This window comes from Brucella haematophila, assembly GCF_005938105.1.
Classification (GTDB): Bacteria; Pseudomonadota; Alphaproteobacteria; order Rhizobiales; family Rhizobiaceae; genus Brucella; species Brucella haematophila.
Map to the genome: position 1 here is coordinate 180374 of NZ_VCPE01000010.1, position 24337 is coordinate 204710.

Genomic DNA, 24337 nt, shown 5'->3' on the forward strand with positions numbered 1-24337 from the left:
GTCTAGTTTTTTTTGAAAGTGATGGTCGTGTTGTGACGTTCCCTCGGACGCAAAGCTTTGGCACATAATAGGATAACGAACAATGGGGCGAACAATGGGAGTGCCTGATGTATGATTTTGCCGTAGCCTGGGACTGGCTGGGCTTCGCAGCGCGGTGGCTGCATGTCATTACCGCGATTGCGTGGATCGGCTCGTCTTTCTACTTCATCGCGCTTGATCTCGGTCTGCGCCAGCGTCCCGGCTTGCCGGTTGGCGCTCATGGCGAGGAATGGCAGGTCCATGGCGGCGGCTTCTATCACATCCAGAAATATCTGGTTGCGCCAGCCGAGATGCCGGAACATCTCACCTGGTTCAAATGGGAATCCTACGCCACCTGGCTGTCGGGCTTCACGCTGCTTTGCATCGTCTATTACACGGGCGCCGATCTTTACCTGATCGATCCGAATGTGCTCGATGTGTCTGTTCCGGTCGCCATTGCAATTTCCATCGGCTCGCTGGCGTTTGGCTGGGTCGCCTATAACACCATCTGCAAGCTGATGCTGGGCAAGAGCGATACGCTTTTGATGGTCATGCTCTATGTCGTGCTGGTGTTCGTGGCCTGGGGCTATACGCATCTGTTCACGAGCCGCGCAGCCTTCCTGCATCTGGGCGCTTTCACGGCGACGATCATGTCGGCCAACGTGTTCATGATCATCATCCCGAACCAGAAAATCGTGGTGGCCGATCTCATCGCCGGCCGCAAGCCCGATCCGAAATACGGCAAGATCGCCAAGCAGCGCTCGACGCATAACAACTATCTGACGCTGCCGGTTCTGTTCCTGATGCTGTCGAACCACAATCCGCTGGCTTTCGGCACGCAGTATAACTGGATCATCGCATCGCTGGTGTTCCTGATGGGCGTGACCATCCGCCATTGGTTCAACACCCAGCATGCCCGCAAGGGCAAGTCGACCTGGACCTGGCTGGTGACGGTCATCCTGTTCATCATCATCATGTGGCTTTCCACGGCCCCGAAGATTCTGACCGGCCAACCGGAAGAACAGAAGGTTTCCGCTTTACAGCAAACTTTCATCTCGGACCCGCACTTTGGCAAAGTGCGGGATACCGTTTTGGGACGCTGCGCTATGTGTCACGCGGCGCAGCCCGGCTGGGAAGGCATGATCACGCCGCCAAAAGGCGTGACGCTTGAAACGGACCGGGAAATCGCCGCCCATGCGCGCGAAATCTATTTGCAGGCCGGTCGCTCCCATGCCATGCCGCCCGCCAATGTCACCGGGGTAACGGATCAGGAGCGCCAGCTTCTCGCCTCCTGGTATGAATCCGCTACTGCTGGAGCAAAGTAACAATGACCAGACTTCTCATCCGTGGCCGCGTGCTGACCTTTCGCGATGAGCCGCAAAGTCTCGATGACAGCGCTTCCTATCGCTATATCGAAGATGGCGCCATTTTGGTCGAAGACGGACGCATTGCGCGCCTTGGCGATTACGCCGAATTAAGCGCGGAAGCGGGCAGCGATGTGAAACTGGCCGATCATCGCCCGCATCTGATCCTGCCGGGCTTCATCGATACGCATATCCATTATCCGCAGACCCAGGTGGTCGCGTCCTATGCCGCCAATCTTCTGGAATGGCTTAACACCTATACATTCGTGGCCGAACAGAAATTCGCCGATGAGCAGCACGCGGAATTCATCGCCGAGCGCTTTCTGGACGAACTGATCCGCCACGGCACCACCACGGCTGTCGCTTACTGCTCGGTGCATCCGCAGAGCGTCGACGCCTATTTCCGCGCTTCGCAGCATCGCAACATGCGCATGCTGGGCGGCAAGGTGATGATGGACCGCAACGCGCCGCCCGCTTTGTGTGATACGGCGCAATCCGGTTACGACGACAGCAAGGAACTGATCGCGCGCTGGCACGGCAAGGACCGCCTCGACTATGTGATCACGCCACGCTTCGCCATTACTTCGACCCCGGAACAGCTCGAAGCCAGTCAGGCGCTGGCCCGTGAACATCCCGAATGCTTCATCCAGACGCATCTGTCGGAGAACCACGACGAAATCGCCTTCACCAAGTCGCTCTATCCGGATGCGCCGGATTATCTCGGCATTTACGAGCATTACGGGTTGCTGGGAAACAAGACGCTGCTTGGCCATTCCATCCATCTGGAAGAACGCGAAGTGGGCGTGATGTCGGAAACCGGCTCGGTGGCCGTGTTCTGCCCGACCTCGAACCTGTTTCTCGGTTCCGGCCTGTTCGACCGTGATCGCCTGAAGGCGTCGGGCGTGCGCATGGCTGTGGCGACCGATGTCGGCGGCGGCACAAGCTTCTCCATGTTGCGTACCATGGACGAGGGTTACAAGATTTTGCAGTTGCGCGAACAGCGTCTGAACCCGTTCCAGTCCTTCTACATGATGACGCTTGGCAATGCTCGGGCGCTGTCGATGGAAGACAAGATCGGCACGCTGGACGAAGGCACGGAAGCCGATATCGTGGTGCTGGACTCAGCCGCCACATCGCCGATGCGTCTGCGCATGGCAGCAGGGGCTACGCTGGAACAGGAGCTGTTCCTGCTGCAAACGGTCGGTGATGACCGCGCGATTGTTGAAACCTATGTGGCGGGTAGGCCGCTCAAGGCGGAACTTGCCTAGGATTTGCTGATATTCCGGCTCTGACGGCCTGCAAATGGCGCTTTTCTGCGCTTCCGGTGCTCATGTACCTTTAAGTACACTCCGCTCCGGTTCTCGAAAAACACCATTTTCGGCTCGTCATAACCAGAATCTCAACAAATCCTCAGAGTTCTTCCGGCCGCTTGCCGCCAATGACGCGGGTCAGTTGATCGGCGGTCGCGCGGATGAGCGGCCCCAGCTCTTCAAGCTTCTTCTTTGGCAGGCGCACGGCGGGACCGGAAACGGAAATGCCCGCAATGCCCTCGCCATATTCGTTGAAAATCGGCGCGGCGATACAGCACATGCCGAGCGTGTGTTCCTCGTCATCGATGGACCAGCCGCGCATACGCGTCGCCTGAATGTCTTTCAAAAGTGCGGGCAGGCCATCGAGCGTGCGCTGGGTGAAATGCTCCAGCACCTTTCCCGAAAGCGCGCGGGCAATTTCGCCATCCGACCACGTTGACAGAATTGCCTTGCCGATGCCCGATGCGTGGATCGGTCCACGCCGCCCCGGACGAAAGAAGGCGCGCATCGGCGCGTGACTTTCGATCTGCGAGATGAACACGACATCGCCATCATCCTCGACGCCGATATTCGCGGTCTCGCCGCTTGTTTCCATGAGCTGCTTTAAATAGGGGCGCGCCAGCGTGCCCAGCTTGCGGAAACGGCGAAAGGCATTGCCAATCTCGAAAGCCTTGACGCCGATGGTCCAGTCGCCGGTTTCCACATCGTGGGAAACCATGCCGTGATTGGCGAGCGAGGATAACAGACGGTGCACCGTGGAAGGGGCCATGCCGCTCGCGTCAGCAAGGTCTGTCAGGGTCGAACCGTCATTATCGGCGATCAGCGCCAGAAGCTTGAGGCTGCGGTCCAGAACCTGCACGGATGAGGGCGCGGCATTCTCCGCCGCCTTGCGGCCCCGCTTTGCTTTGGCCTGTTCCATCACCCGTCTCCGAATCCCGCCTGAACTTCAGAGTTACCACTATCGCATCCATTGTCAGTCGGAAAGGCGCAGAGGGTATCGCCGATTATCTCCATTCCGTTGAAAATCTTTATTTCCATATAATGGTATGCATTTCCATTTTTAAATTATAGCTTTTGTAAATGGAGAATGTTTCCATAGGAGGATTGGCCATGGCCAGAATGCGTGCAGTCGATGCAGCCGTGCTTGTGCTGGAGAGGGAAGGGATCAATTGCGCTTTCGGCGTGCCGGGCGCGGCTATCAATCCATTTTATTCAGCGATGAAAGCGCGCGGTTCGATCCGCCATGTCCTGGCGCGTCACGTTGAGGGCGCTTCGCATATGGCCGAAGGCTATACGCGGGCAAAGCATGGCAATATCGGCCTGTGCATCGGCACCTCCGGCCCGGCGGGCACGGATATGATCACTGGCCTTTATTCGGCATCCGCTGATTCCATTCCGATCCTCTGCGTGACGGGTCAGGCGCCACGCGCGCGTCTCGACAAGGAAGATTTTCAGGCGGTCGATATCGCCAAGATCGCGGCGCCTGTCACCAAATGGGCGGTCACGGTCATGGAACCGGCGCTGGTGCCATTTGTCTTCCAAAAGGCGTTTCATATCATGAAGTCGGGCCGTCCCGGTCCGGTGCTGATCGATCTGCCAATCGACGTGCAGATGGCCGAAATCGAGTTCGACATCGACACCTATCAGCCGATGGAAGCCTATAAGCCAGCCGCCACGCGGGCGCAGGCCGAAAAGGCGATTGCCATGCTGAATGCAGCGGAACGTCCGCTGATTGTCGCAGGCGGCGGCATCATCAATGCCGATGCGTCGGATCTTCTGGTCGAATTCGCCGAGATCACCGGCATTCCGGTCATCCCGACCCTGATGGGCTGGGGCGTCATCCCGGACGATCACCGTCTGATGGCGGGCATGTGCGGTCTTCAGACCTCGCACCGTTATGGCAATGCCAACCTGCTGGCTTCCGATGCGGTCATCGGCATCGGCAATCGCTGGGCCAACCGGCATACCGGCAATGTCGATACCTATCGCAAGGATCGCACCTTCATCCATGTCGATATCGAACCGACGCAGATCGGGCGCGTCTTTGCGCCGGATTTCGGCATCGTGTCCGATGCGGGCAAGGCGCTGAAGCAGTTGCTCGACGTCGCAACCGAATGGAAGGCGGCAGGCAAGCTGCGCGACTGGTCCGGCTGGGCGAAGGAATGCGAAGGCCGCAAGCGCACCATGCTGCGCAAGACGCATTTCGACCAGACGCCGCTGAAACCCCAGCGGGTTTACGAGGAGATGAACAAGGCTTTCGGTCGCGACACCTGCTATGTCACCACCATCGGCCTCAGCCAGATTGCGGGTGCGCAGTTTCTGCATGTCTATCGCCCGCGCAACTGGATCAATTGCGGACAGGCTGGCCCGCTCGGCTGGACCCTGCCTGCGGCTCTGGGTGTCCGCGCTGCTGATCCGGAGCGGCCCATCGTGGCGCTGTCGGGCGACTATGACTTCCAGTTCATGATCGAGGAACTGGCGGTCGGCGCGCAGCACAAACTGCCTTACATCCATGTCGTCGTGAACAATTCCTATCTCGGCCTGATCCGTCAGGCGCAACGCGGCTTCAATATGGATTTCGAGGTCAGCCTTGCCTTCGACAACATCAATGCGTCCGGCGATGCAGAGAAGGGGTACGGCGTCGACCATGTGGCAGTTGCGGAAGGCCTCGGCTGCAAGGCAATCCGGGTGCGCAGCCCCAACCAGTTTGCAGAAAGTTTCGAGCAGGCCAAGGCGTTGATGCAGGAGCATCAGGTGCCGGTCGTGATGGAATTCATTCTGGAACGCGTCACCAATATTTCCATGGGAGCCGACATCGATCAGGTGGTCGAGTTCGAGGAACTGGCCGAACGCGGCGAGGATGCGCCGACTGCGATTGCGGCTTTGCTGGATTAGAATTGGAGAAGTTTAACATGCCAAGATTTGCAGCCAATCTCACCATGCTTTTCACCGAAGCGCCGTTCATGGATCGCTTCGCGCTCGCCGCCAAGGCGGGTTTCACCGGGGTGGAATATCTGTTCCCCTACGAGTTCAACCGGCATGAGCTGAAAGCAGCATTGACCCGTCACAATCTGGCGCAGGTGCTGCACAATCTGCCTGCGGGCAATTGGGCGGGCGGCGAGCGCGGCATTGCGGTGCTGCCGGATCGTGTAGACGAATTCCGTCGTGGGGTGGCCGACGCCATCGATTATGCCACGACGCTCAACTGTTCGCAGGTCAACTGCCTTGCCGGTATCGCACCGCAGGGCATCGACCCGGATGTGATGCGGGCGACTTTCGTCAGCAATCTGCGGCTGGCGGCGAAGGAACTGGGAAAGCACGGCATCCGCCTGCTGATCGAGCCGATCAACCATTACGACATTCCCGGCTTCTATCTGAACACGGTGGAGCAGGCGGTTTCGATCATCGATGAGGTGGGCAGCAACAACCTGTTCATCCAGTATGACCTTTATCACCAGCAGCGCACGCGCGGCGAACTCGTCGCCACCTATGAGCGCTACAAGCCGCTGATTGCGCATGTGCAGCTTGCCGACAATCCGGGGCGCAACGAGCCCGGCACCGGCGAGATCCATTATCCGAACGTCTTCGAAGCGCTGAAGGCAGCGGGCTACAAGGGCTGGATTGGCTGTGAGTATAAGCCGAAGACAACGACCGAGGAAGGTCTGGGCTGGTTCAGAGCATTTCCAGCAAAAGTGCGAAGCGGTTTTGCGTTGGATAATGCGTGAAAACAAAGACTTATATGAAGCCGAGCGTCTCAGCGCTTAATAAAATAGGGAGTAAGCGAAATGGCCAAGATCGGCTTTATCGGACTGGGTATCATGGGCAAACCGATGGCGCAGCATTTGCAGAATGCAGGCCACCAGCTTTTCACCTCGAAACATAGCCAGCCGCCACACAAGGACCTGCTGGATGCGGGGCTGACGGTTCTCGATACGCCCAAGGCGGTGGCCGCGGAATGTGAAACGACCATCCTCATGCTGCCGGATACGCCGCAGGTGGCCGAAGTCCTTTTCGGCGAAAATGGCGCGGTTGAAGGTCTGGGCAAGGGCAAGACGCTCATCGACATGAGTTCGATTTCGCCCATCGAGACAAAGGAATTTGCGAAAAAAGTCCGCGCTGCCGGGGCTGAATATATCGACGCGCCGGTATCGGGCGGCGAGGTCGGCGCGAAAAATGCCAGCCTCTCCATCATGGCTGGCGGCGCGCAGGCAAGCTTTGATGCGGCGTTGCCGCTTCTCAAGCTGATGGGCAAGAATATCACGCTGGTCGGTGATTGCGGCGATGGCCAGACCACCAAGGTCGCCAATCAGATTATCGTGGCGCTCAACATCGAAGCGGTTGCCGAAGCGCTGGTTTTTGCCTCAAAAGCGGGTGCAGATCCGACCAGGGTGCGCGAAGCGCTGATGGGCGGCTTTGCCTCCTCGCGCATTCTCGAAGTGCATGGAGAGCGCATGATCAAGCGGACCTTCGATCCGGGTTTCCGCATCTCCCTGCACCAGAAAGACCTCAATCTGGCGCTTCAGGGCGCGAAGGCTCTGGGTGTCTCGCTGCCCAACACGGCCACGGCGCAGGAACTGTTCAATTCCTGTGCGGCGCATGGCGATGACGGTCTCGACCATTCCGGTCTGGTGCGCGCGCTGGAGCGTATGGCCAATCACGATGTTGCCTGAGCCTCGGGCCTGATCGGTTCTCTGGAGGGGAGAGCGTGGAGCTGGCTATCTGGAGGGAGATGGCCGGCTCCATTGATTTTATATGCCGCGCGGGGAATAGTGCCGCCGTTGATTTGTGAAGCCGGGATTCTCATGACTGCCACGAGCGCCATCGCCGATCCGAAGAAATTTCTGACCAGCCTTTTCGATGCCGCCGTGGCGGCTGCCGATCCCGAACTGGTCATCCGCGCCAATTTGCCCGCCAAGCCAAAGGGGCGCACGATCGTCATCGGCGCAGGCAAAGGCTCCGCACAGATGGCGGCGGCTTTTGAAAGGGCGTGGGATGGCCCGATTGAGGGCATCGTGGTGACACGCTATGGCTATGGCACGCCTTGCGAACGCATCGAGATTATCGAGGCGGCGCATCCGGTTCCGGATGAAGCGGGACTTGTGGCATCCAGACGCCTGTTCGAAGCCGTATCGGGTCTCACGGAAGACGATCTCGTGGTGGCGCTGATATCCGGCGGCGGCTCGGCGCTGCTGCCGTCGCCCCCGGAAGGGCTGACGCTGCAAGACGAAATTGCCGTCAACAAGGCCTTGCTGGCGTCGGGCGCGCCGATCTCGGCCATGAATGCCGTGCGCAAGCATCTTTCGACCATCAAGGGCGGACGCCTTGCCGCTGCCGCCCATCCGGCCAAGGTGTTCTCACTGGTCGTCTCGGATATTCCGGGCGACAATCCGGCATTTGTGGCCTCCGGCCCGACGGTGCCTGACCAAACCAGCCGCGATGACGCGCTCAAGATCATCGAACGCTACCGGCTGGAATTGCCGGAGGCTGCACTTGCCCATATTCGCGGCGAAGGAGCGCATGCGCCAAAGCCGGATGACGCGGTTTTCGCGCAAAACGAAGTGCGGGTGATTGCATCTGCCGCCGTATCGCTGGAAGCGGCAGCGAAAGAGGCTGCCCGGCACGGCGTTGAAGCAGTGATCCTGTCGGACGCTATGGAAGGGGAATCGCGCGAAGTGGCGCATGTCCATGCTGCAATTGCGCGTGAAGTGGTCGAACGCGACCGTCCGTTTAAAAAGCCGGTGGTCATCCTGTCCGGCGGCGAAACCACTGTCACCATTCGCGGCAAAGGTGGTAAAGGCGGGCGCAATAGCGAATTCCTGCTGTCCTTTGCGCTTGATATTGATGGCTATGCCAATATTCATGCGCTCGCCGCCGATACGGACGGGATTGACGGTTCGGAAGACAACGCCGGTGCCTTTGCCGATGGCAGCACGGTTTCACGTCTGCAAAAGGCGGGCGAGGATGGTGCGGCGCGCCTCAACAACAACGATGCATGGACAGCCTTTGACGCCATCGGCGATCTGTTCATACCGGGTCCGACCGGCACCAATGTCAACGATCTGCGCGCGATTCTTGTAACGGGGTAAAGGCCGTCAGAGCCAGAAGATCAATCAGGCCGTGCGTCGTCGTCGAGCAGGATCCGGTTCGCCGCGCCGTCGAGGTCTTCATACTGGCCGTTTTTCAGCGACCAGAGAAAGGCGGCAAGCCCCACCGCGCCCATCAGCAGGGCGACGGGGATGAGAAAGAGAAGCCCGCTCATTTGTGCGCTTCCTTGATGACGGTAACCGGGGCGGCACGCTGCTGTTGCGCCTGCGGCTTCTGCTTCCCGGCCTTCAGCCGCAGTGCATTGCTGACAACCACGATGGACGACAGCGACATGGACAGTGCTGCCACCAGCGGCGTGACATAGCCGAAGATCGCAATTGGCACGGCGATGATATTATAGCCGATGGACAGCGCGAAATTCTGGCTGATCAGCCGACCTGCCTCCTTCGAGACCGCAAAGGCCAGCGGCACGGCGGCGAGGCTCTCACGCAGAAACACGAAGTCGGCGGCATTGCGCCCGATATCGGCGGCGGTTGCCGGAGCCATGGAAACATGGGCTGCGACGAGGGCAGGCGCATCGTTGAGACCGTCGCCAACCATCAGCACCTTGCGGCCTTCGCCGGAAAGCTCCTGCACGAGCTGCGACTTGTCGGCAGGCAGAACCGCGCCGCGATAGTCATCGACACCCAGATAATCCGCGAGCTTCCTAACGGCTGGCAATCGGTCGCCGGAGATGATGCCAAGCTTCAGCCCATCCGTTTTCAGGGCGGCGATGGCGGCGGCTGCGTCTTCGCGCGGGCTGTCCTCGAAATGGAAGGTTTCGACCAGCATGCCGTCGATGGAAAGGCAGGTTTCCGGCCCGTTTGCGGCAGTAGCATCGGCCATGCCGCCAGCCCATTCGGATTTGCCGAGACGATAAAGCTTGCCGTCGATTTCCGCCTCGATACCCGATCCCGGAACTTCCTCGATCCGGGTGAAGGCGCTCATCGGCCCCTGACCGGAAAACTGCGCCAGCGCCCGCGACAGCGGATGGCGGGAATAGAGCGACAGTTCGGCGGCGATTTCGAGATTGTGCGTATTGACGCTTTCAAGGCCGATCAGGCGCGGCTGGCCGAGCGTCAATGTGCCGGTCTTGTCGAAGATCGCGGTGTCAATCTCGGCCATGCGTTCCATGGCGGAGCCGTCCTTGATCATGATGCCGTTTTCGAACAGGCGGCGCGCTGCAACCACCTGCACAATCGGCACGGCCAGCGCCAATGCGCAGGGGCAGGTGATGATCAGCGTGCAGATGGCGATATAGATCGAGCGATACCAGTCGCCGCCGGTGTAGACCATCCAGCCCGTGAATGCGAGGAAGGCAATCGTGTGCACCATCGGCACATAGAGTTCGGAAGCGCGGTCGGCGAGGCGGCGATAATAGGCGCGGCCACCTTCAGCCACATCCATCAGGCGCACCATTTCGGCAAGGAAGGAATCCTTGGCTTCCGCCGTTGCCCGAATGACGAGTGGCGTGGAGAGGTTCAGCGTACCGGCGCGAATATCAGAACCGGGGCCAACCGGCACCGCATCGCTTTCGCCGGATGCAATGGCGCAATCGAGTTCGGAGCAGCCTTCCTCAATTCTGGCATCCACCGGCACGCGCTCGCCTGCTGCCAGAATGATGCGCATACCGGGGCGGATTTCATTGACCGGCAGATAGTTCCGCTCACCATTGTCGGCGATCACCACCGCGCCACGACTGCCAAGCTGCGCCAGACCGCGCACGGCGGAACGGGCACGGGCGCGCATCATATAGTCCAGCGTGCGACCGATCAGCAGGAAGAACAGAAGTGTCACCGAGGCATCGAAATAGGCATGATGACCATGGTTCATGGTCTCATAAATGCTCATCGCAAAGGCGAGCGAGATGGCCAGCGCAATCGGCACATCCATGTTCACACGCCTTGCGCGCAGTGCATTCCATGCGGAAACATAGAAGATGCGGCCCGAGAAGATCAGCGTCGGCAGGGCGATCAGGCCGGAGACCCAGTGAAACAGGTCGCGGGTTGCTGCATCCGCACCCGACCAGACAGCCACGGAAAGCAGCATGACATTGCTGGAGGCGAAAGCCGCGACACCAAGGGCGATCAGCAGGCGCGTGAAGGCTGGGTCCTTCTCCTGCGCCATGTCGAAAATATGCGCTTCATAGCCGAGGCGACGCAGCGGATCGACGACATTGGGCGGCGTTTCGCCGTCCTTCCAGCGGATCGCGACCCGTCGTGCAGTCAGGTTGACGCGCACATAGGCAACGCCTGCGATCTGCGCCAGCGCTTCTTCAATCGTCTTGATGCACAATCCGCAGTGAACGCCCGGCACCGACAGGTCGAGCTGGCGCAGCCCGTCGCCCAGCGTGCGGCTGGCGAGCTGCATTTCATCCGGGGAAACGGTCTGGATGACCGTCGCAATCTGTGCATTCTCGACGCAGCAGCTCATAACAGCTTCCCGTTCTTGATCAGAATGCGGACGATATGGCGATAGGGGTCTTCCAGACCCGCATCGGCGTTGATTTCCATGACCCACGCGCCATCGGCGAGGTCAATGTTTGCGCCGAGCACGCCCGCTTCCCGGGTGGCAAGTGCTGCCCTGGTATCGTTCACATCGCCAACGGGACGCTTGAACTCCACCGTTCCGCCCGTCACTGCAACCGGCTTGCCGTCGCGGTCGGCGAGCCGCCAGGTGAAGACACCCCCGGCATAGGCAGGCGTCGACTGCCAGTTGAGGGCTGCCTGCTCCTTGCCGGTCTGGGCCTTTTCGTTGAATTCCTGGCTTGCGACATAGGAATTGGCGACGACCAGCCCGCTCCAGCTGTGAATGGCGAGATAGGCCATGGTCACATTAACGGCGATGATCACCCCGAAAAACGCCACCATGATGCCCAGCATATGCCAGCCGGTGAATGTGCCCGACGAATTTGCGGATGCAGTCTTGGTTTCTGCCGACATTATCGTCCCTCCGGAGCCATGAAGGTTGCCTTGTAGCGGGCGTGTTCAGCGCCGTCCGCGTCGCGCACTTCGATTTCGTAATCCTTGCGGTGGTCCGAGATGGCGCTGTGCGGCAAGGTCACAAAGACACGCAATGTCTTCAGCCGGTCAGGTTCCACGGGCACGGCATAATTGCCGTCTGCGTCTGCCGTCTCGTCCTGCACGGTCAGGGTCGCGCCGGGCAGTCCTTCGATGGAAAGCCGGAAGGTGCGCGGTGTCGGGATCATGTTGAGAAGCTTGACCGTATAGCCGTTGCGGATCGAACCGTCCGACAGAAGCACATATTGCGGGTTACGGTCGTGCAGGACATTGATGCCGATGCGCTGGCGCATCGACAGCGAAATGACCAGCGTGAGGCCGATCAGCGCCCAGACGATGAAATAGAACAGGCTGCGCGGACGCAGCACTTTGCCCCATGACAGGTTCTGCACCTTGTCGGAAAGCACATTGGGCGTAGCGTAGACCCGGGCAGGGGTGATGGGCATCGTCCCGTTGTTGGTGGCAAGCGCCATATTGGCGTCGTAGTCGGCCAGCGTCGCATAGGAGATGAGGCCGCGCGCCTTGCCGATCTTGTCCATCACCGAATTGCAGGCATCGATGCACAGCGCACAGGTGATGCATTCCAGCTGCTGGCCGTCGCGAATGTCGATACCCATCGGGCAGGCGGCCACACAGGCATTGCAATCCACGCAATCACCGACGGATTCCCCGGTGGCGATTGCCTTCTTGGCATGGCGCGAACGCGGTTCGCCGCGCCAGTCATTATAGGTCACGGTCAGCGAATTCTCGTCGAGCATCGCGGCCTGAATGCGCGGCCACGGGCACATATAGGTGCAGACCTGTTCGCGCATCAGCCCGCCCAGCGTATAGGTGGTGGCGGTGAGAATGGCGACGGTGAAATAGGCGACGGGCGCTGCCTGTCCGGTCAGGAAATCGAGCAGCAGGCTTGGCGCATCGGCGAAGTAGAAAATCCACGCGCCGCCGGTCAGAACGCCGATCAGGAGCCAGACCGAATGTTTCGTCACCCGTTTCCAGATCTTGTCGAAGGTCCACGGCCCCTTGTCGAGTTTCATGCGGGCGTTGCGGTCACCTTCGATGGCGCGTTCCACCACGAGATAGAGATCGACCCAGACCGTCTGCGGGCAGGTATAGCCGCACCAAGCGCGGCCCGCGACGGAGGTGACCAGAAACAGGCCGAGGCCCGCCATGATGAGCAGGCCCGCGACGTAATAAAATTCCTGCGGCCAGATTTCGATGAAGAAGAAATAGAAGCGGCGGTTGGCGAGATCGATCAGCACGGCCTGATCCGGCGCATAAGGCCCGCGATCCCAGCGCAGCCATGGCGTCAGATAGTAGATGCCCAGCGTGATGAGCATGACGAGCCATTTGAAGCGCCGGAACTCACCCTGAACGCGCTTCGGAAAAATCTTGACCCGCGCCGCATAAAGCGACTGCCGCGTCTTGGGGGAATTCACTGCCTGAACGTCGATACGTTCGACTTGCTCTGACATTTTATGCTCCTAGGGAGGAGAAGGGAGTAGGGGAATAGGGGAGTAAGGGAGTATGAAGAACGGGGGGCGACGTTGCGGGCCTTCACAACCAAAACATAATCCCCTATTCCCCTACTGCCTTACTCCCCTCTCTTCATTCTCCCCCGCCCAGCGAATGGACGAATATCGCCAGCTGCTTGACGGTTGTGTCGCCGAGGCGCGGTTCCCATGCAGGCATCACGCCGTGCTTGGGATGCGACACCTGACGGATGATTGCGTCTTCGCCGGAACCATAGAACCAGATCGCATCGGTCAGGTTCGGCGCGCCGAATTCGCGGCTGCCCCTGGCGTCGGCGCCATGGCAGACAGCGCAGTTTTCCGAGAAGACCTTCTGGCCTGCGGGAACCATCGACGGGTCATGTGGTGTGCCGGTCAGGCTGACCACATAGGCTGCCACATCGCGGATCTGCTGCGGTTCCAGAATGTCGGCGTAAGCGGGCATTTCGGACGTGCGGGTATCCGCGTCATCCTTGGAACGAACGCCGTGACGGATGGTCGTCAGGATTTCGTCGATGGAACCGCCCCACAGCCAGTCATCGTCGTTGAGGTTCGGATAGCCGGGTGCGCCCTGCGCGCCGGAGCCATGGCACTGCACGCAGTTGACGCGGAAGGCAGCCGCGCCGCCCGCAATGGCGAACTGGCGCAGGTTTTCATCGGCCAGAATTTCATGCACATCCTTGGCCTTGATCTGGTCGAGAATGCCCTGCTTTTCCGCCGCCACCTGGCGCATGTCTTCCTGCAACGCGCCGCGGCTCGACCATTGGGTCAGCCCCGCAGTCGAGCTGGAAATCAGTGGCCATGCCGGATAGGCGATGGTGTAGCCGATGGCGAACAGGATGGTGGCGTAGAAGGTCCACAGCCACCAGCGCGGCATCGGATTGTCGAGTTCGCGGATGCCGTCCCATTCATGGCCGGTGGTCGAAACACCGCTGACGTCGTCGATATGCTTATCAGTCATTTGCGTCATCCTTGAACGGAATGGCTTTCACCTCGTCGGCGATCTTCTTGCTGCCGGGACGGAAGACATAGAAGACGGTGATAACGAAGAAGACCGTCATGCCGAGCAGGCCCCAGCTGTCGGCGAAGTGGCGCATGGCGTTGTAATCCATGGGAAGCTCCTATCGCGCTTTGGGGGATTGATCGTAGGTCGAGAAATCGACCAGCGTGCCGAGCATCTGGAGATAGGCGATAAGCGCATCCATCTCCGTTACCGCAGCCGGATTGCCGTCGAAATCGCCGAGCTTGGCCTTGGGATAACGCCCCTCGACGCCGGATGTGTCGGCTTCGGGATCGGCCTGCGCCTTCAGGTCGTCCAGCGCATTGTCGATCATATCCTGCGTATAGGGCACGCCCACTGCGACATTGGCCTTGAGATCGGCAGCAATGTTACTGGCGCTCAGCGGCGTATCCTTCAGGAAGCCGTAGCTCGGCATGACCGATTCCGGCACCACGTCGCGCGGGCGGATCAGGTGCTGGACGTGCCATTCGTTGGAATAGCGGCCCCCGACGCGGGCGAGGTCCGGCCCCGTGCGCTTGGAGCCCCACTGGAACGAATGGTCATACATGGATTCCGCCGCAAGGCTGTAATGCCCGTAGCGTTCCACCTCGTCACGGAAAGGGCGGATCATCTGGCTGTGGCACAGATAGCAGCCCTCGCGCACATAGATATTGCGTCCCGCAAGCTCGAGCGGTGAATAGGGACGCATCCCTTCCACCTTTTCGATGGTGTTTTCGAGATAGAAAAGCGGCGCGATTTCCACGATGCCGCCAATCAGCACCACGGTCAGCGATCCAACCAGCAGCAGCGTTGCGTTCTTTTCGATTACGGCGTGTTTTTTCAGAAAGGACATGTGTGTTCGATCCTTATTCCGCAGGCTGCATCGCTGATGCCGGCTTGGCCGGGGTTGCGCCGGCGATCGGCGCCTCATCGCGCAGGTTTCCGCGAATGGTCTGATAGACGTTCCAGGCCATGACGAGACCGCCCGTGAGGTAGAGCAGGCCGCCGGTCACGCGGATGACGTAGTAAGGGAACATCGCGGCGACCGTTTCTGCGAAGGAATAGACGAGGAAACCCTGATCGTCGTATTCGCGCCACATCAGGCCCTGCTGGATACCCGCAACCCACATGGCGGCGGCGTAGAGCACGATGCCGAGAATGGCGAGCCAGAAGTGCCAGTTGACCATGCGCACCGAGTAGAGGCGCTCACGGTTCCACAGTTTAGGAGCCAGATAATAGATCGCGCCGAAGGTGATCATGCCGTTCCAGCCAAGCGCGCCGGAATGAACGTGACCGATGGTCCAGTCGGTATAGTGCGACAGAGAATTGACCGCCTTGATCGACATCAGCGGGCCTTCGAAGGTCGCCATGCCGTAGAAGGCGATGGCAGCCACCATCATGCGGATGATCGGATCGGTGCGGATCTTGTCCCATGCGCCCGACAGCGTCATCAGGCCGTTGATCATGCCGCCCCAGGACGGCATCCACAGCATGATCGAGAACACCATGCCCAGAGTCTGCGCCCAGTCGGGCAGTGCGGTATAGTGCAGATGGTGCGGACCGGCCCAGATATAGAGGAAGATCAGCGACCAGAAGTGGATGATCGACAGGCGGTAGGAATAGACCGGACGGTTCGCCTGCTTCGGCACGAAGTAATACATCATGCCGAGGAATGAGGTGGTCAGGAAGAAGCCGACGGCATTGTGGCCGTACCACCATTGCGTCAGCGCATCCTGAACGCCCGAGAAGGCGGAATAGCTCTTGGTGCCAAGGAAGGAGACCGGCACGGCAAGGTTATTCACGATATGCAGCATGGCGATGGTGATGATGAAGCCGAGGAAGAACCAGTTGGCCACATAGATATGCGGCTCCTTGCGCTTCAGCACGGTGCCAAGGAACACGACCAGATAGGCGACCCAGACGATGGTCAGCCAGATGTCGACATACCATTCCGGCTCGGCATATTCGCGGCTCTGCGTGATGCCGAGCAGATAGCCGGTGGCGGCCATGACGATGAAAAGCTGGTAGCCCCAGAACACGAACCAGGCCAGATCGCCGCCGAACAGGCGGGCGCGGCAGGTGCGCTGCACCACATAGAAGGATGTGGTGATGAGCGCGGTGCCGCAGAAGGCGAAGATGACGGCGGAAGTGTGCAGCGGGCGCACGCGGCCGAAGTTCAGCCATGGTTCCAGATTGAGATCCGGAAAAGCGAGCTGCGCGGCGATAACAACGCCGACGAGGAAGCCGACAACGCCCCAGAACACTGTCGCAATCAGGCCGTAGCGGATCGGACCATCCATATAGACGGACTGATCCGTCTTTTTCGGCGTCAGACCGTAATCGGCGTTGCGCAACAGAAGAATGGTGAAAATGGCGAGCACGACGAACAGAATCCACATATGGGTTCTGAACAGCTCGTCATGGGAAAATCCGGCCAGGAGAACGGCAAAAAGCGCTCCCAGACCGGATAGGACTGTTCCAGCGGCGTAGTTCATGAAATCCCCTCGCAGCGCGTAACGAAGACCGCCCGTCAGGGGCAGTTGTAGCGACAGGATTTCTATCGGCGCTCCGTGGCGTGCTGTCATTGATCCTAATCAACGACGATTTTCTAGGGAGAGAAGTGACCCCGGAGCTTATGTCACCGGGATGGTCATCGAGGCGCGAAGACCGCCATCGGGACGGTTCACCAGATCGAATGTGCCTTCCATCCGCGTGACCGCCATTTGCACGATGGCAAGGCCGAGGCCACTGCCATTATCCTGCCGGTGCTTGCCGCGGAAAAAGCGCTCGGTGACATGCGGCATTTCGATGTCGGGAATACCGGGGCCGCTGTCTTCGACGGTGAGGGTGAGGCGGTTGTCCGCGACGGTAAAACCGCAGCGCACACAGCCACCCGGCGGGGAATGCAGCACTGCGTTTTCGATCAGGTTGCGCGCCGCCAGCGTGAAGAGATGCGGGAACGGCATCTGCACGAGCGGCATGCCCTCCAGCAGTTCGATGGCGACGCCGCGCTGGGCGCCGAGCATGCGCATATCGGTGGCGATAGTGTGCACGAGCCTGCAGGCCGGTTCCGGCGTCGGTGTTTCGGTTTCATCGGAAGTTTCAAGCGCTGCAAGATCGAGCAGCTGACCGACCAGCCTGCTGGTGCGGTCCACACCGGCTGCAATCTGGCGCACCGCGTTGGCGCGGACAGCTTCGTCCTTTGCGCCTTCGGCGATCTGCGCCTGCGTCTTCAGACCGGCGAGCGGCGTCTTCAGCTCATGGGCGGCGAAGATCGCGAAGTTGCGCTCGCGCTCGCGCGCTTCCTCGACACGGTGGAACAGCCCGTTCAGCGCGGTCACGACAGGGGCGATTTCCTTTGGCAGATTGTCTTCCGGCAGCGGGCGTAAATCCTGTGCCTGTCGCTTCGACAGCACGGCGGCAAGGTTGCTCAACGGGTTGAGCCCGCGCCGCACGCAAAGCCAGATCATGCCTGCCAGCAGTGGCAGCACCAGAAGGGCAGGTATGACCAGCCCCGTCACCACATTGCGGACCAGTCTTTCACGAACATAGAGACTATCACCGACCATCACGCGCAGACCAAGCTGCGTGTTTTCAACGGCAAATACCCGCCAGCGCTCGCCAGCGACAACCGTGTTGGAAAAGCCGTTCGCCACGCTCGTCAGCCGTGTGACAGGCGCGCTTTCCGAACGCCCGACCAGCTTGCCGTCCAGCGCCCAGATCTGGCAGAAAAGCTGCCGGTCATAGTCGGAAAATTCCGGCATGGGCTTGAGTGAGAGCTGCCCCCCATCGCCATTGGGGCCGACTTCCACGCGGTGATCGCTCAAAAGCGAATTGACCATGCGCGCGGCTTCCATGAGGCGCGCATCCAGAACCTTTTCCAGCTGGGCCTGAGTGGTCGTGTGAATCCAGACCACGGCAATCAGCCAGACGATGCAGGTTACACCAATCAGAATGCCGGTCAGACGGCCACGGATCGAACTCATGCGCAGGCCCCCGCCAGACGATAGCCGACACCGCGCACCGTCTCGATGAAATCGGAGCCGAGCTTGGAGCGCAGGTGATGGACATGCACCTCCACTGCATTGCTCTCCACTTCTTCCTGCCAGCCATAAAGCGCTTCTTCCAGCGATGATTTGGAAAGCGTTGCATTGGGGCGCTCCATCAGCGCGCGCAGGATCGAGAATTCACGCCGCGTCAGCCGCAGCGGTTCGCCCTTGAAGCGCGCCGACATTTCCGCCGGATCAAGCTCGACGCCGCGCCATTCCAGCATGGCATTGGCGCGACCAGCCCCGCGCCGCGCAATGGCGCGCACCCGGGCGGCCAGCTCATGCAGGTCGAACGGTTTGCCGACATAGTCGTCGGCGCCGGCGTCCAGCCCTGCAATGCGTTCCGGCACCTGATCGCGAGCGGTCAGAAGCAGTACCGGCGTGTCGTCGCGACCGCGCCGCATGGTCTTCAGAATGTCGAGGCCGGAGCCGTCTGGCAGCATAAGATCGAGCACGACGGCGTTGTAATTCTGCGCTGCTAGGGCTGCTTCGGCATCGCCGCAGGTCGAGACCGCATCCACGGTGAAACCGGCAATGCCCAAACCAACGGACAGCCCGTCGAGCAGGATTGCATCGTCTTCAACCACCAGAATGCGCATTGGTCTTCCTGTTTTCGCCTTGTTGTCGTTTTAAATCAGCCCGGCTTCTGGCCATCCCAGCTTAAGGCTGTCTTAAGGTGGCGGCGGCATTCGCCTTTTGCAACATAATCAATTTTCTACGAATCAGTTCGGAAAACCGGAATGCGTCTTTCTGCGAGCCTTGTGAGTTTCGCCCTCCTGATCTTCACGGCGTTCTCGTCAGCCCTGGCCGCTGGCCCTTTGCCGGTGAACGATGCTTTTCGTCTTGGCGTGACGAAGGATGCCGATGGACGTCTCGTGCTCGGCTGGACCATTGCCGAAGGCTATTATCTCTATCGCGATCATATTGCCGCAAAAGACGACAAGGGCAATGCGCTCAATGTCGATACGCAGCCCGGCATTGCCAAGGACGACCCGAATTTCGGCAGGCTCGAAGTCTATTATCGCTATGCCAGTGCCAGCCTTAACGCGGAAACCGCACCGGTGGAAATCACCTATCAGGGTTGTCAGGAAGACGGCATCTGCTACCGGCCCGAAACGCTGACAGTCGACCCGGTGACGCTGGCCGTTTCAAGCCAGATGGGCACCCTGGCCAAGGCCCAATCCCAGTCTTTTGCGCAAGGCACTGCTTTCACCACCGCTGCGCCGCAGATGGCTGCAAGCACGGCCACTGAAAGCAAGGCTTTTGCGCTCGCGCCTGAAAAGGGCATGGTCGAAAACCTGCTGGCCGAGGGCGGCACGGGCTTTGTCATTGCGGCCTTTCTTGCCTTCGGGGTGCTGCTGGCCTTCACGCCGTGTGTCTTCCCGATCTATCCCATCGTCGCCGGAACGCTGGCGCGCGAAGGTGAAAAACTGACGGCAAAACGCGGCTTCGTCCTCTCCTCCATCTATGTGGTCAGTCTGGCTTTGGGCTTTGCGCTGGTGGGGGCGATCGCTGGCTGGTCGGGGCAGAACCTGCAAATGGTCCTGCAATCGAAATGGACGGCACTCGCTCTGGCGGCGCTGTTCACCTTGCTGGCCGTATCCATGTTCGGCCTGTTCCAGATCCAGCTTCCAAGCCGGTGGGTCAGCGCGGTTTCCGCGCAGACCGGCCAGCGCACAGGCTCCAAGCGCTCTGCCGCCGTGCTCGGCTTCTCGTCGGTGCTGATTGTCGGCCCTTGCGTGACCGCACCGCTGGCGGGCGCGCTTCTCTATATTGCACAGACGGCCAATGTCGCGCTGGGTGCCGGGGCACTCTTCGCGCTTGGCATCGGCAAGGGCTTGCCGCTGATCGCTTTCGCGACCCTTGGCGCGGGCACGCTGCCGCGCGCAGGCGCATGGATGGAAACCGTGAAGCAGATTTTCGGCTTCGGTTTTCTGGCAACCGCCATCTTCATGGCTGCACCGCTTTTGCCTTCGGGCGTGGATATGGCGCTCTGGGCCATTCTGCTGTTCGGCGTGGCAAGTTTTGCCTTCCTCAAAGTGCCGGGGCATGGCGTTGTGGCCCGCACGATTGGCGCGGCGGCCTTCGTTTACGCAACCATTCTGATGCTCGGCCTTGCGTCTGGCGGCAGAGATCCGTTGCAACCGCTGGCCGTATTCGCTAACCGTGGCGACAACCAGAATATGGCCGAGCTGCGATTCGCGCCGGTCGATACGGTTTCTTCCCTTCAGGAGAAGCTTGCGACAGTGGAAGGCTCGCGCCCGACACTGATCTATTTCACGGCGGATTGGTGCGTGAGTTGCTCCACCGTGGAAAAGCGCGTGTTGCCGGATGCCGATGTGAAGAAAAGCCTGAACGGCTATCAGCTCATCAAGGCTGATATTTCCGATCTGACCAATGGCAATGCAGACCTGATGGCGAAGCTGAAAGTGGCTGGCCCGCCGACGATGATTTTCTTCGACAAGGCAAGCCGCGAGCGGGAGGGGACGAGACTGGTGGGCGATGTCACGTCTGCCACCATTGCCCGGTCGGCTGGTCTCACCACCGATGGCCGGATGTAATCGCAGAAACAAGGATTGAAGATGATGCCGGGGGCTTGGACTATTATGAAGCGCGGGGACGACAGATACCGTATTGCAGCGCGACTGTTGCGCATTGCCACCATCGCTTTGCTGCCGCTGGCAGCCGCCGCCTGCACGACGACTTCCGCCGAGCAGCCGGTCGCGGTCATCATGCCTCAGCCTGTTGTTCAGCCGGTTGTGGCGGAACCGCAGCCGGTGCAAGTCGCAGCCGTGGCAGAACCGGAAGTGCAGACGGCGCGCAGCGAATATGAAGTGATGTATGGCGCTGTCACCGACGGCAAGAACTTCATTCCCGCGCTTGATGTGAACAAGATTGCCGAGCGCAACCTGCGCAAGCAGGTGGATTATGCGACCGATCATCCGGTTGGCACCATCATTGTCGATCCCTATGCGCGCTATCTTTATCTCGTGCAGCCGGGCGGCAAGGCCATGCGCTATTCGGTCGGTGTCGGCCGCGCCGGGCTGACCTTCAAGGGCGAAGCCAAGGTTGCCTATAAATCGCAATGGCCGCGCTGGACCCCGACCGCCAACATGATCAAGCGCAATCCCGACCACTACGCGAAATATGCCAATGGTCTGGAGGGCGGCATCCGCAATCCGCTTGGCGCCCGCGCACTCTATCTTTATCGCGACGGCAAGGACACGCTCTATCGTATCCATGGCACCAATGAGCCGTGGTCGGTCGGCAAGGCGGCGTCCTCGGGCTGTATCCGTCTTTTCAATCAGGACATTCTCGATCTCTACAAGCGCGCCCCGACGGGTGCCCGCGTTGTGGTGCTCGACAAGTCCCAATCTGGCATGGGAGCTAGTTCATGATAAACCGCCGTCAGATGCTGGCTGTTTCAGCCGGGACCATTGCGACACTCGGATTCTCGGGTGCGCAGGGTCTGGCACAGGCCGTTCCGACCGTGGCCGAGGTTCTCTACGACAAGGAAATCCCGGTTCTCGGTAATCCGCATGGCAATGTCACCATCGTCGAATATTTCGACTATCAATGCCCCTATTGTAAAAAGGGCCATGGTGAACTGATGCGTGTCGTCAAGGATGACGGCAATGTGCGGCTGGTTCTGAAGGACTGGATCATTTTCGGCGATATGTCGGCCTATGCGGCGCGGCTTGTTCTGGCTGCGGAAAAGTCCGGCAATTACGCCAAGGCCATGGAAGCGCTGATGGCCACGCCGGGCCGTCTGACCAAGGAGCAGGTTGATGCGGCCATGAAGAAGGGCGGTCTCGACGCCGCCAAGCTTGAAGCAGCCTATAAGGCTGATTCCAGGCGGATCAATGGCATTCTCGAGCGCAACATGAATCAGGGTGAAGCGTTCAATTTCAGCGGCACTCCGTCTTTCGTCATCGGCACCAAGCTTTATGGCGGCGTGATGAAGCAGCAGGAATTGATCGCGGCCATTGCGGATGCGCGTAAATCCTGATCGCTGGTATCGATCGATATTTCGATGAAGGCGGGTCTGCAAAGGCCCGCTTTTCTCATTTCGAATTTGAAAGCAAGCAGCGGAGTGTGAGCGCCCTTGTAAGGTCCTATGTCTGGTTCATATAAAGAAGGAACACGGACATGAACCTTATGACCCTCAAAACGCATGATCCCGATGAAAGCCGCTGGCAGAAGGTGCTCGGACGCGACAAGGCGTCGGATGGTGCCTTCGTTTATGCCGTGCGCACCACTGGCGTTTATTGCCGCCCATCCTGCCCGTCGCGGCGGGGAAAGCGCGACAATGTGCAGTTTTTCGATCGTTGTGAAGATGCGGAGCAGGCAGGTTTTCGCCCCTGCATGCGCTGCAAGCCGCATCTGACCGAAACGCTCGCAACACAGAACAATGCGCGCCATGCCGAAATCGTGGCCGCTGCCTGCCGGTATATCGAAGCAGCAGAAGAAGTGCCGTCTCTGGAAGAAATCGCGGATGCAGTGAAGACCAGCCCGGCGCATTTCCATCGCATTTTCAAAGCCTTCACCGGGCTGACGCCCAAGGCTTATGCCGACGCACATCGCGCCCGGAAAATGCGTGTGGCGCTCGACGCGCCGGAAATCCGCGTGACCGATGCGATCTATGACGCCGGTTACAATTCCAGCAGCCGCTTCTATGAAGCCTCAGACCGGATTCTTGGAATGACACCAAAGGCTTACCGGCAGGGCGGCAAGGATGCCGACATTCGTTTCGCCATCGGGCAATCGGCGCTTGGCGCAGTCCTTGTGGCGGCGAGCGAGAAGGGCGTCTGCGCCATCTTGATGGGCGACGACCCGGAAGCACTGATCCGCGATCTGGAAAAGCGCTTTCCCAAAGCCAATCTCATCGGCGCTGATCGCGATTTTGAAGACATGATCGCGCAGGTGGTCGGCTTTGTCGAAGCGCCGGGCATCGGTCTCGATCTGCCGCTCGACCTGCGCGGCACGGCGTTCCAGCAGCGCGTCTGGCAGGCCTTGCGTGAAATTCCCGCAGGAAAAACAGCGAGCTATACGGATATTGCCGAACGGATCGGCGCGCCGAAAGCCGTTCGCGCCGTTGCGCAGGCCTGCGCCGCCAATAAGATCGCCGTCGCGGTGCCATGCCATCGTGTGGTGCGCAATGATGGCGGGCTGTCTGGCTATCGCTGGGGTGTCGAGCGCAAGCGCGACCTCCTGAAGCGGGAGCGTGAAGCATGAGCGGCGACGTGGAAAAGGCGGCGGCAAAAGTCGCCGCCTATGACTGGGAGAAGATTGGCGTCGAACTCGACACATTCGGTACGGCCATTCTCCCGAAACTTCTCTCCGAAAACGAGTGCCACAATTTCGCCACGAGATGGCATGATTCCGCCGCATTTCGCACCACCATTTCCATGGCGCGGCACGGTTTTGGACGCGGCGAATACAAATATTACGCCAATCCGCTGCCTGCCTTAATTGGGAGCCTGCGCGCCAGCCTCTATCCGCAGCTCGCGCCCATCGCCAATGGGTGGAGCCGGAGAATGGGCAGCGACACCCGCTATCCGCCGACCCATGACGCATTTCTGGAACGCTGCCATGCAGCCGGGCAGTCGCGCCCGACACCGCTTCTCCTGCAATATGTGGAGGGGGATTATAATTGTCTGCATCAGGACCTTTATGGTGACATCGCCTTCCCGTTACAGGTGGCCATTCTCCTGTCGAAACCGGGCGAGGATTTCATGGGTGGCGAATTCGTGCTCACCGAGCAACGCCCGCGTATGCAGAGCAGGGCGGAGGTGGTGCCGCTTCAACAGGGCGATGCGGTGATCTTCGCCGTCAACGACCGACCGGTACAAGGCACGCGCGGCGACTACCGGGTCAAGATGCGGCACGGCGTCAGCCGTATCCGCTCCGGCATGCGACATACGCTGGGCATAATCTTTCACGATGCGCGATAGGCCGACATAAAGGGTTGAACCGAAATGCGT

Annotated in this window: 22 protein-coding genes; 11 read left to right on the forward strand and 11 right to left on the reverse strand. The window is 59.9% G+C overall.

Annotation, left to right across the window (positions count from 1 at the left end; translation table 11 throughout):
• Positions 1-107 precede the first annotated feature (107 nt).
• Both FGI60_RS16055 and guaD read left to right on the forward strand, forming a co-directional pair.
• The gene (locus FGI60_RS16055) at positions 108-1343 is read left to right on the forward strand and encodes a urate hydroxylase PuuD (RefSeq protein ID WP_138786043.1); all 1236 of its coding nucleotides are present in this window, start codon (positions 108-110) and stop codon (positions 1341-1343) included.
• Positions 1344-1345: 2 nt separating this feature from the next.
• On the forward strand, positions 1346-2650 hold the full coding sequence (gene guaD, locus FGI60_RS16060; protein ID WP_138786044.1) for a guanine deaminase: 1305 nt from the start codon (positions 1346-1348) through the stop codon (positions 2648-2650).
• A 142-nt stretch (positions 2651-2792) separates the two neighbouring features.
• On the opposite strand, the gene FGI60_RS16065 is transcribed toward guaD, so the two are convergent.
• Positions 2793-3611, reverse strand: a complete 819-nt coding sequence (locus FGI60_RS16065; RefSeq protein ID WP_138786045.1) for an IclR family transcriptional regulator — start codon at positions 3609-3611, stop codon at positions 2793-2795.
• Positions 3612-3802: 191 nt separating this feature from the next.
• Between FGI60_RS16065 and gcl the strand changes: the two genes are divergently transcribed.
• From gcl to FGI60_RS16085, 4 genes are all read left to right on the forward strand, one after another.
• Positions 3803-5587, forward strand: coding sequence for a glyoxylate carboligase (gene gcl / locus FGI60_RS16070; RefSeq protein WP_138786046.1), 1785 nt, complete (start codon positions 3803-3805; stop codon positions 5585-5587).
• A 17-nt stretch (positions 5588-5604) separates the two neighbouring features.
• Complete coding sequence (gene hyi, locus FGI60_RS16075; RefSeq protein WP_138786047.1) at positions 5605-6417, forward strand: hydroxypyruvate isomerase; 813 nt, start codon at positions 5605-5607, stop codon at positions 6415-6417.
• A 60-nt stretch (positions 6418-6477) separates the two neighbouring features.
• Entirely contained in the window at positions 6478-7362 is an 885-nt protein-coding gene (locus FGI60_RS16080) for a 2-hydroxy-3-oxopropionate reductase (RefSeq protein WP_138786048.1), read from the forward strand.
• 132 nt (positions 7363-7494) lie between these two features.
• Entirely contained in the window at positions 7495-8778 is a 1284-nt protein-coding gene (locus FGI60_RS16085) for a glycerate kinase type-2 family protein (protein ID WP_138786049.1), read from the forward strand.
• 20 nt (positions 8779-8798) lie between these two features.
• Here FGI60_RS16085 and ccoS read toward each other — a convergent pair whose 3' ends face one another.
• From ccoS to FGI60_RS16135, 10 genes are all read right to left on the reverse strand, one after another.
• Positions 8799-8951: a cbb3-type cytochrome oxidase assembly protein CcoS gene (gene ccoS, locus FGI60_RS16090; protein WP_138786050.1), complete on the reverse strand. Its 153-nt coding sequence runs from the start codon at positions 8949-8951 to the stop codon at positions 8799-8801.
• Positions 8948-11209, reverse strand: a complete 2262-nt coding sequence (locus tag FGI60_RS16095; RefSeq protein ID WP_138786051.1) for a cation-translocating P-type ATPase — start codon at positions 11207-11209, stop codon at positions 8948-8950. Before FGI60_RS16095 ends, ccoS begins: the two co-directional genes overlap by 4 nt.
• Entirely contained in the window at positions 11206-11718 is a 513-nt protein-coding gene (locus FGI60_RS16100; protein WP_138786052.1) for a FixH family protein, read from the reverse strand. The genes FGI60_RS16095 and FGI60_RS16100 overlap by 4 nt, the downstream gene beginning before the upstream one ends.
• Complete coding sequence (gene ccoG / locus FGI60_RS16105; protein WP_138786053.1) at positions 11718-13268, reverse strand: cytochrome c oxidase accessory protein CcoG; 1551 nt, start codon at positions 13266-13268, stop codon at positions 11718-11720. The genes FGI60_RS16100 and ccoG overlap by 1 nt, the downstream gene beginning before the upstream one ends.
• A gap of 133 nt (positions 13269-13401) precedes the next feature.
• Positions 13402-14265 (reverse strand): cytochrome-c oxidase, cbb3-type subunit III, encoded by an 864-nt coding sequence (gene ccoP / locus FGI60_RS16110; protein ID WP_138786054.1) that lies wholly within the window; start codon positions 14263-14265, stop codon positions 13402-13404.
• Positions 14258-14416 (reverse strand): cbb3-type cytochrome c oxidase subunit 3, encoded by a 159-nt coding sequence (locus FGI60_RS16115; protein ID WP_078337972.1) that lies wholly within the window; start codon positions 14414-14416, stop codon positions 14258-14260. The genes ccoP and FGI60_RS16115 overlap by 8 nt, the downstream gene beginning before the upstream one ends.
• Before the next feature lie 9 nt (positions 14417-14425).
• Complete coding sequence (gene ccoO, locus FGI60_RS16120; protein WP_138786055.1) at positions 14426-15157, reverse strand: cytochrome-c oxidase, cbb3-type subunit II; 732 nt, start codon at positions 15155-15157, stop codon at positions 14426-14428.
• Between the two features lie 13 nt (positions 15158-15170).
• Positions 15171-16799 (reverse strand): cytochrome-c oxidase, cbb3-type subunit I, encoded by a 1629-nt coding sequence (gene ccoN, locus FGI60_RS16125; protein ID WP_078337974.1) that lies wholly within the window; start codon positions 16797-16799, stop codon positions 15171-15173.
• A 138-nt stretch (positions 16800-16937) separates the two neighbouring features.
• Entirely contained in the window at positions 16938-18290 is a 1353-nt protein-coding gene (locus tag FGI60_RS16130) for an ATP-binding protein (protein WP_138786056.1), read from the reverse strand.
• Positions 18287-18952 (reverse strand): response regulator, encoded by a 666-nt coding sequence (locus FGI60_RS16135; protein WP_138786057.1) that lies wholly within the window; start codon positions 18950-18952, stop codon positions 18287-18289. The genes FGI60_RS16130 and FGI60_RS16135 overlap by 4 nt, the downstream gene beginning before the upstream one ends.
• A gap of 141 nt (positions 18953-19093) precedes the next feature.
• Here FGI60_RS16135 and dsbD point away from each other — a divergent pair, with 141 nt between their 5' ends.
• The 5 genes from dsbD (at position 19094) to FGI60_RS16160 (ending at position 24307) form a co-directional block, all read left to right on the forward strand.
• On the forward strand, positions 19094-20914 hold the full coding sequence (dsbD, locus tag FGI60_RS16140) for a protein-disulfide reductase DsbD (RefSeq protein ID WP_138786058.1): 1821 nt from the start codon (positions 19094-19096) through the stop codon (positions 20912-20914).
• Positions 20915-20959: 45 nt separating this feature from the next.
• Entirely contained in the window at positions 20960-21751 is a 792-nt protein-coding gene (locus tag FGI60_RS16145; RefSeq protein WP_138786059.1) for a L,D-transpeptidase, read from the forward strand.
• Positions 21748-22362, forward strand: a complete 615-nt coding sequence (locus FGI60_RS16150) for a DsbA family protein (RefSeq protein ID WP_138786060.1) — start codon at positions 21748-21750, stop codon at positions 22360-22362. Before FGI60_RS16145 ends, FGI60_RS16150 begins: the two co-directional genes overlap by 4 nt.
• A 140-nt stretch (positions 22363-22502) precedes the next feature.
• The gene (gene ada / locus FGI60_RS16155) at positions 22503-23588 is read left to right on the forward strand and encodes a bifunctional DNA-binding transcriptional regulator/O6-methylguanine-DNA methyltransferase Ada (RefSeq protein ID WP_138786061.1); all 1086 of its coding nucleotides are present in this window, start codon (positions 22503-22505) and stop codon (positions 23586-23588) included.
• Positions 23585-24307 (forward strand): 2OG-Fe(II) oxygenase, encoded by a 723-nt coding sequence (locus FGI60_RS16160; protein WP_138786062.1) that lies wholly within the window; start codon positions 23585-23587, stop codon positions 24305-24307. Before ada ends, FGI60_RS16160 begins: the two co-directional genes overlap by 4 nt.
• The last annotated feature ends 30 nt before the right edge of the window (positions 24308-24337 follow it).